Consider the following 8277-nt stretch of genomic DNA (forward strand, 5'->3'; position numbering starts at 1 on the left):
GAATTGACGAGCAGACGCTGGAAATACGCGCAGCCGAGTTCACCACCAGCAACGTGGGCGATGCGCCCATGCTGCCCGATCTGCTCGACCAAATCCCACCGGATCAGGAGATCGCCAGCGCCACCGCTGATGGCGCCTTTGACACCCGCAAGTGCCACGATGCCATCGCCGCCCGAGGTGCTGCCGCAGTCATACTGCCCCGCAGAAACGCCAGACCATGGAAACCCGACACTCCCGGAGCGATTGCGCCAACGAAGCTCTGCGCGCTTCACATCGCTTCGGGCGAACCATCTGACGATGATGGAGCGGCTACCACCGCCGGAGCCGCGTCGAAACGAAGACGCATTGTGTGAAGCTGCTGGGCCAGCGTCTGAATGCCAGGGACTTCGACCGACAGGTTGCCGAGTTTCAGATCCGGGTCGCCGTCCTGAACGGCTTCACCGCACTTGGCATACCCCTCACTGAAGCCGTGGGATGAGTCTGCCCCGGCAAAAGGGAAACCTCGACCCGCAGCCGATTTGTGCAACAGAGCCATTAAGTACTTCAAGCTGAAAATAAGAAACAAGGTGAGAAGGCGGCTTCGACCCCAACACACCTTGCAACTTAAAATATATTAGAGGACTCTCGTCAGAGAGGTGGATAGCATATGCCTTCGCGTCTCATTTATTTTGAACGGGCTTATATCGGGATCTTTGGATGTCACAAGTTGCAAATCATTCATGCCGAGCCGAGGGAACATATCTCTACTAAGTCCACTACAGTAATCAGAGAACTTGTAATCATGAGATTTATGGCTCTTCAGGTCTAACCAATAGCAGGGAACGCTATAGCTATCGGCTACAATAAGCCCATGAAGACTCGACGAAACAATCGCAGAGCAGGACGAGATAGCCTGAAGGACATCAACGACCGGATCTGTTGCATCAATAAGCCGACAGCCATTCGCCTCAGAAATCTCTTTAATGACTGCAGATCGTCTATGGGTGAAGTGAGGTACGATGCCCCACGCGTATTTCTTGGATGAAGGTTCAACCAAGAGATTCGAGAGAATCCCAGGATCACCTAAGGGCAGATCTTTGTGCAAGCCAAGAGCGTCACGAGTATTTTTTCCGCGTACAGCCATCGGTTTCAAGCATGGGTCAAGTTGTTCGATATCCTCTTCTATGAGACCACTACCCCAGACAAGAAGATCACTCATACGTTTGCTTCGAGTGGCTGACTTAGACACTTGCGACAAGATGCTGCCAATACTGACGAGATCGCATTCCTCAGCAGCCGCCCACTCAACTGAGCGCCCAGTCAGGTGAGAAACAAGTAGGGGACCAAGCTCATCACCGAAGTTTCCGTTCGCGTTGCCGCCTCCACGACGGAACCAGTACATTTTCAACTTCTTCTGACCACATGATGATTTTAAATCATGATGCGTACCCGGTACGATGGCAGAAATATTATCTTGTCCACTTTGGGACGAAGTGTTTGTTAATACATCCGCGATGGCGTCCTTTATCAAACGAACAATTGTAGCTGCTGCAGGACCGCCTGTCGCTAATTTATCAAGTTTCTGTTTGACCGATGCGTGGTCATCGATATTCAGTATTATGGCATCAGGATGTGCTTCGGTGTACCTTGCAAGGCGTTGGCAGGGATCTTCGATCAAACCCCGAGAAATCAAACTTAATACATCTTCCAAATTTTCTTTGCCAGACAAGACACTCTTCAATGGAGGGAAGCCACGTTGAGATTTATTAAGATATTTGGCGGAGCTGCTGGTAACATACTTACTAAATCCCTGATAAACAGAGTCCGGGTTTCGTGTGATAATTACATTAACCTCCTCATCCAATGGCCATTCTTTATTGGGTTCAGACTTGGCAAAGTTTTCGTAATGGCGACAGGCGACTTGGTAAGAACGTTTCGATTTTTGAGCACGCTTTAATCCTTCTAATAAACAAGTTATTGGTCGCTTATCGAAGGATTTCGCAGTCCAATACATTGTGGCATTGGTACGGCAGCTAGCAGAAAGCTTTTTCATTATAATGCCTGTGCATGACAAGCCGGTAGTAGTAATACTAAGCAATACAGAATATGGAATACTGCCTTCAAGAACGTTCTCGACTACTTTTCGCGGAGACAGGGCCGTTACAAGTTCTCGAGACTCCGCTAACTCATCCTTGGCCAGACGTCCCTGCGTGCTGTGCTTCAGTAGTTCGCGCAGTCTATTTGCAGCATCGTTTTCGAGAATTTCATTTAGTCTGGCATGACGATTTGCCACGGATTTTTTGTGAAGCTCCAAAAGAATTGAATCCGACCTTAAACGATTATATTCTTCGCGGAATTTCGGCGCAATTTTAGTAAGTTTGAGATCGTAGGAATCATTTTTATCTGCTGAACTCCAGTAGTCGATACCATGACGACTAGAGTTCATCAGACCATCACCACGGAAGATCTTGAGGATATATTCGTCGAGGCTTTTGATCATGAAGTGCGCGACCTCAGCGTGTTCGCGGCCAATTTTATTCTTGCCGCCGTTCCACGTCAATTTACTTGCGTCCAGATGGTTACCATCGGGGTCAATCCAAAGGTGCTCTTCATTGGCAGCAGAACCTTCTCCATTCTTCATAACTTTTTTCGGGAAATGTATTGCAAGTCTAAGAGAATCGTCCCTCCTGAATAGAGTTTTTACGCCTGATTTGGGATTGTTGGATGTATTCATAGAGGCGGTAAAACGATCGATTACGGGCTCGTCCTCAAAGGAGAAATTATTCGATGACCCAAAGATCCTCCAGGGTATAACCATCATGGAGGCGTTACTCTGCTCCATTTTTGAGATTAGAGCTTTTACATCATGAGGCTCATTTTTAATAGCAAGAAACTCATCTGCATCTAGTACCATGACGTAGTCAGCCGTCGTTACCTCTTCTGTTATATTCGCCTTTTTCAATGCTATGGAGTGAGGCTTTCCACCTAAGGGAACTTCATTCTTATAGTATGACACCTCGCCCATTTTATGAAGGCGCATCAGCATTTCATGAGTGCCGTCGGTACAATCATTTGCAATCACAACCAGACGGTCGAACCCGATCGATTTGTGGTAAGCGACCCACTCTAGGACGTAAGGGGCTTCGTCCTTCATAGACGTTACTACAGTCGCCGTTGCCATTAGTACTTCCTCTGTCTAAGCCTGCGTCTTCCGGACGTAAGGCTGGGCAAGATCTCGGTTTGAGATCGACTGATTTACTGCTTTGTGCAAGTCGTTTTTGCATTTATACAGTACAGTTGCGTTGTTACAGAACTCTTCGGTCTGCAGGAGGCCGTGCCTCTGACAGGTTAAACGTCGCGGTCTGATGAAGCCTGAACCTTCTCGCTACAGTACGACGAACTGGAACGCCTGTAAGGCGGCGCTGAAAATGCGCGGTTCATTGTTGATCTGGCTGGACCAGGACACGGCGTGGTTTGTAGGTGGCATCAATCATGATCGTCTTCGGTTCGGAGGCCTCCGCGGCCAACCCCTCCATGATACGAGCAAAGACGCCCATATCGCCCCACCGCTTCCAACGGCTGTAAAGCGTCTTCGCGGGACCATACTCTCGGGGATCGTCCCGCCATCGCAACCCGTTGCGGTTGACGAAGATTATGCCACTAGAGCCACACGCCGATCATCAACACGCGGCTTACCATGGCTCTTCGGAAAGAAGGGCCGGAGCCGCGCCACCTGCTCATCGGTCAGCCAGAAACGGTTGCTCATCTGCCAGTCTCCTCGCGGAGCCTGAATCACGCAGCAGCAGGCAGATCAATGGGTCCTGACCCTAGGAGATGCCGAATGGTTGGTCCGCAAGCACAGCGCACAGCGCAGGCGTCGATACGCGTGACCCAGTTTACCTACTACCGGTTGCGCAAGGAGTTCGGCGGCCTGAAGAGCGACCAAGCAAAACGGTTGAAGGATCTTGAGAAGGAGAATGAGCGGCTGCGGAAGGCTGTCTCTGATCTTACGCTCGAGAAGCTGATCCTGCGTGAGGCTGCCTCGGGAAACTATTGAGCCCCGTCTGCCGCCAGAACGTCATTGCCCTTGGCCTCGGGCTGGCGGCTCGTCAGAAGGGGCTCTCCGTGGGCTTCACCACCGCCGCAAGCCTAGCCAGATGATGGAGGCCCGCGACGAGCGCCGCCTGCTTTGCTTTCAGAAGCAAATGGCCGGTTACAAGTTGCTCATGATCGACGAACTGGGCTTCGTGCCGCTGTCCAAGACCGGCGCCGAATTGCTATTCGAAGTAATCTCGCAACGCTACGAGCGCGGCTCGACCCTGATCACCAGCAATCTGCCTTCGATGAATGGACCGAGACCTTCGGCTCCGAGCGTCTCACCGGCGCACTGCTCGACAGGCTGACCCACCACGTCAGCATCCTCGAGATGAACGGCGAGAGCTATCGCCTCGCCAACAGAACTGCCCGAAAGCGGCAACGAAAATCCTGAAATCACATCGTGTCGTTTTCGCTTATGGCGCCGATCGCCGCTACCTGGCCTGGTTTTACGCCGCCGCGTGGCCGCCGTTGACAGGCGGTTCTGGAAGGAGGACTGCCCCGCTGCTCGCGCGCGCAACGAAACCGCGCGGGCGACCAGACGCTTTGGACGCGCCAACTGGAAGCGATGAGCCAGCTACCATGTCCGAAGCAGGATCGAGGCGAAGATGCGATGCCTCAAGTCCTTCGGTGAACGCATCGCTTAGCGAGATCCAAACCGCCAGAGCGCCAAAATCTACATCCACGTCGCACTCATGAACCGCTTCTCGGCTCTTGGAAGAGCCGAGATCGTCCGCGTGGTCTAACATCATCGGGAAAATCTGGGTGTTACGTCCCGCAGAAGCCTTCTGCAACAACGCCCTATGTCGACCAACATTCATTTCCTAATCTTCCTAGTAATTCATACAAAGACCGACAGCAACAAGCAGATTGCGTCGCCACCGGAAGGTAATTTACTTCAGATAATCAAAAGAACTCTACCAAGCTACCCGTTAGCGTACCGCGAAAATTGGCCATAAGAATGGCATCGCCCGTTTCAAACTCGATCAACAGTCCTGCTTCTGTCAGCGAGGACCGTTCTTCCAGTGCTGCAAGGGTTGCCGCTCCTCCTAGAAGCGCTGAATCCACCCGAAGTAGATCATACTGACGAATGGAGAAATCTGCAACACGAAGATTTTGGTCGCCAAATGAAAAAACAAAGGTATCACTACCTCCACCACCATTGATCATATCTTGGCCCGGCCCACCGGAAAGCCAGTCATTTCCTGCTTCACCGTAGATGATGTCGTTATCAGCACCACCATAGATACTGTCGTCCATAGTGCCACCATAAACGGCGTCATCACCATCTCCGCCGTAGATCTCGTCTCTGCCAATCTCACCGTTCAGGCGGTCAGCACCAGTGCCTCCATAAAGCTGATCTACACCATCTCCGCCGTTGATTACATCGTCACCGCTGTCCCCGAAAAGCCGGTCGTTTGAGTAACCGCCATTGAGCACATCATCTTCAGTACCTCCGTAAAGCTCGTCCTGTCCCCCATCTCCGTAGATCGTGTCATTATTTTTGTCGCCAAAAATGGAATCGTTGGACTCGTTTCCGTAAAGAATGTCGTTTCCGTTACCGCCCCGAAGAGTATCAAGACCATTTCCCCCTGACATCTCATCATTGCCCCCTTCGCCAGCGAGTAGGTCGTCGCCATCACCGCCATCGAGGATATCATCTGCCCCGCCACCATAAAGTAAGTCCGATCCGCCGCCCGCATTTAAGGTGTCGGATCCGTTGTCACCATATAGAGCATCATTATCGGCGTCGCCTTGCAATAAATCGTTGTGGAGTCCTCCGAAGAGTAGGTCAGCACCATAGCCCCCATACAGCGTATCGTTGCCGTCTCCGCCTCCGAGGCGATCAGATCCTCCCATTCCGTAGATAAGGTCATTCCCCTCATCGCCAGAAAGTTGATCATCACCAATTCCGCCTTCCGGATCGCCATAGATCGTGTCGCTGCCCAGACCGCCATAAAGGACGTCGATGCCAGGGCGGCCCTGCAACAAATCATCGTCCGTCACTGGATCAGCTGGATCCACGTTTCCTTCCTGTGGAAGAAGCGAAGCAACCACTTCTTCAAGCCGGTCGCCCATACCGATCAGGATGATCTCTCCTCCGTTCGGCAGAGTGACTTGGAGGTCTGGAGCGCCTGTATTGTCCCAGTTAATATGCTGAGCTTGTGCACGGAAATCATCCGCAGAGAAGCCAGCTTCATTAACTATCAGGAAATCGCCTTCAGAGGGCGAATAATCTACCAGAATGGTCCGGCCCCGTGGATGCGCTACGAAGGTGTCTCCGCCCGCCCCACCATACATCTGGGTAACGCCTGCGCCCCCGATAATCCGATCCGTGCCGCGTCCGCCGAACAGGTGGTCGTGGCCGGATGCACCGCCGTTCACGACATCATTGTCATCCTGGCCATACAAGAAGTCGTCAAGCTTGCTGCCCAAGACGCTGTCGTTGCCCGTTCCTCCGTACAGAAAGTTGTTCGCCTCGGCGCTTCCGATCAGCGTATCATTGCCGCCATGTCCAAAGCCAAGGCCAAGGTGTTGCGCGATGTCGAACGGGTTAAGTGCCTCATAGTCGGGATCGTTGGTCTGGTTCCGCAGACGTCCCCTGATCAGTTGGATCTCCACAGTTTCGTTCCCAGCATGCACGGCGTCCTCTCCACCTAGCGAGAAGGCATCCATGGCGGCACCGTAGCTTGCCTGCTGGACAAAGCGTAGGGTGCCGTCCGGGTCCATCCGTGACAGGTTGGATTCACCGTACTGGCTACCGGTGAACCAGCTAACGGCAACGCCGTTGTCTGCGAACCAGTCGTAAGCCTGGGTGAACCCCTGCACTTCCTTGTGGTCAGAAATCAGGTTGTAGGCCTCATTTCCTTGTGCGTTTGTCTCAGTGAGGATGAGCGCGTCATCAAGGATTGGTGCATAGATATCATCTAGAACTGCCCGCACGTCATCGGGATCGAACAAACCTGATGTACCTTGCCATCCGGGATACAGATGGGCGGACCAAACCAGACTGTCACCAAGCCCTGTACGGATGTAATCCAACGCACTGCCGTCCCCCATTCGGATATCGGCCAGTTGCTGGAAGTCAGCAGAATAGTTCCAGCCGCCGACCATGATCTTGGCGTCGCCGGACCGCTCGCTGATCATCTGACCAAGCTGAACCATGTGCTGGGCATAGAGCGACACAAAATCCTGCAGACCTTCATAGCGTTTGTCCGCGTAGAAGGTGGCCGTGTTGTACGCGGCGGGTTCGTTCACCACTTCATAAGCGTAGACGGCAGCGCTGACGGTAGGATGGGCATCCATCCAGTCCAGCATCTGCCTCCAGCCCTGCTCCATATTGTCATAGACCGCTCCGGTTAGAGCATCGCGCATGTCCTGAAGCGCGTTGGGCCCACTGGCCTTCAGGGTCTGGGCGGCCCCATTCATCTGCACCATGATGAAGTTGAAGCCTTCCTTTGCCGCCGCCTCCAAGAAACGTTCGTATTGTGGATGCAGGCTTCCATCCGCATTGAAGCTGTTGGCGTTAAACGGCAGCCGTAGCGTAGTAACCTCGGGCAAAGCCTTGCGCAGGTGTGAGGCATAGAGTTCCGGATTCCCCCACATGCTGGTCGGGATCGTCTGAAAGTCGCTCTGCCAAAGGTAGTACTTGCTGTTCGCCGCAAGATTGGCCTCGTAGGTACCGTTTGCCCGATCAATGGCAATCTGGTCCTCAGCCTCAACTTGAAGGTTTATGATGTTCAGTTGGGATGTGCTGGTCATGCGCAGCTCTTCCATAAATTGCCTGAATGTTGCGCTCGGATAGGCGCAAGTTCTTTACGGTCCGCGAAGCGCCCGGGCTAGAATCGCTCGCGTATGCTTCAACTTAAGCGTACTCTTATACAACTCCTAGTTGTACATACTAGGAAATCCCTGACATGTTCCACAGTAAATTTGCCCTTTTTCGTCCGGCCACCTAGGTGTTTGATCCCACGGTTTGATGGTGCGATCCTTTCTCAGGAATGGAAGGAAGCATTATGGGCCAGGTTCGTCACGGAAGCGCCACGACCACGCACGCCGTCAGAGCTGCAATACAACGATCGCAAGCTTCGCTCGCGACGTTGAGCCGGGATCTTGGGATCAACCCGAAGACCGTTGCTAAATGGCGCAAGCGCCAGACGGTCGAGGACCTCAAGACCGGGCCGAGAGAGCCGCGCTCGACGA

3 protein-coding genes and 6 pseudogenes are annotated in these 8277 nt (G+C 52.9%); 6 read left to right on the forward strand and 3 right to left on the reverse strand.

What is annotated here, in order from left to right; genetic code table 11:
- A pseudogene (locus tag CK240_RS16775) lies at positions 1–478 on the forward strand (IS5 family transposase); the annotation flags it as partial.
- A gap of 135 nt (positions 479–613) precedes the next feature.
- Here CK240_RS16775 and CK240_RS16780 read toward each other — a convergent pair.
- Positions 614–3160: a glycosyltransferase family 2 protein gene (locus CK240_RS16780; RefSeq protein ID WP_135058883.1), complete on the reverse strand. Its 2547-nt coding sequence runs from the start codon at positions 3158–3160 to the stop codon at positions 614–616.
- Positions 3161–3341: 181 nt separating this feature from the next.
- Between CK240_RS16780 and CK240_RS19335 the strand changes: the two are divergent.
- Positions 3342–3452: pseudogene (locus CK240_RS19335) on the forward strand (IS5/IS1182 family transposase); the annotation flags it as partial.
- A 3-nt stretch (positions 3453–3455) separates the two neighbouring features.
- Here the strand turns inward: CK240_RS19335 and CK240_RS16785 are convergent.
- Positions 3456–3745, reverse strand: a pseudogene (locus CK240_RS16785) (transposase); the annotation flags it as partial.
- A 75-nt stretch (positions 3746–3820) separates the two neighbouring features.
- Between CK240_RS16785 and CK240_RS16790 the strand changes: the two are divergent.
- The 3 pseudogenes from CK240_RS16790 to CK240_RS16800 all read left to right on the forward strand — a co-directional run.
- Positions 3821–4062, forward strand: a pseudogene (locus tag CK240_RS16790) (transposase); the annotation flags it as partial.
- A pseudogene (locus tag CK240_RS16795) lies at positions 4060–4468 on the forward strand (ATP-binding protein); the annotation flags it as partial. The pseudogenes CK240_RS16790 and CK240_RS16795, both read left to right, overlap by 3 nt.
- Before the next feature lie 85 nt (positions 4469–4553).
- Positions 4554–4820: pseudogene (locus CK240_RS16800) on the forward strand (IS5/IS1182 family transposase); the annotation flags it as partial.
- Between the two features lie 160 nt (positions 4821–4980).
- Here the strand turns inward: CK240_RS16800 and CK240_RS16805 are convergent.
- On the reverse strand, positions 4981–7836 hold the full coding sequence (locus tag CK240_RS16805; protein WP_167650096.1) for a cellulase family glycosylhydrolase: 2856 nt from the start codon (positions 7834–7836) through the stop codon (positions 4981–4983).
- Between the two features lie 254 nt (positions 7837–8090).
- On the opposite strand from CK240_RS16805, the gene CK240_RS19340 reads away from it, so the two are divergent.
- The coding region (locus CK240_RS19340; RefSeq protein WP_476704011.1) for a transposase at positions 8091–8277 on the forward strand (187 nt) is incomplete at its 3' end.

This window comes from Paracoccus salipaludis (assembly GCF_002287065.1).
Classification (GTDB): domain Bacteria; phylum Pseudomonadota; class Alphaproteobacteria; order Rhodobacterales; family Rhodobacteraceae; genus Paracoccus; species Paracoccus salipaludis.

Bases quoted from the DNA above. Each gene is read 5' to 3' on its own strand.
- CK240_RS16805 (WP_167650096.1), bottom strand. From the start codon at position 7,836: ATGACCAGCACATCCCAACTGAACATCATAAACCTTCAAGTTGAGGCT.
- CK240_RS16780 (WP_135058883.1), bottom strand. From the start codon at position 3,160: ATGGCAACGGCGACTGTAGTAACGTCTATGAAGGACGAAGCCCCTTAC.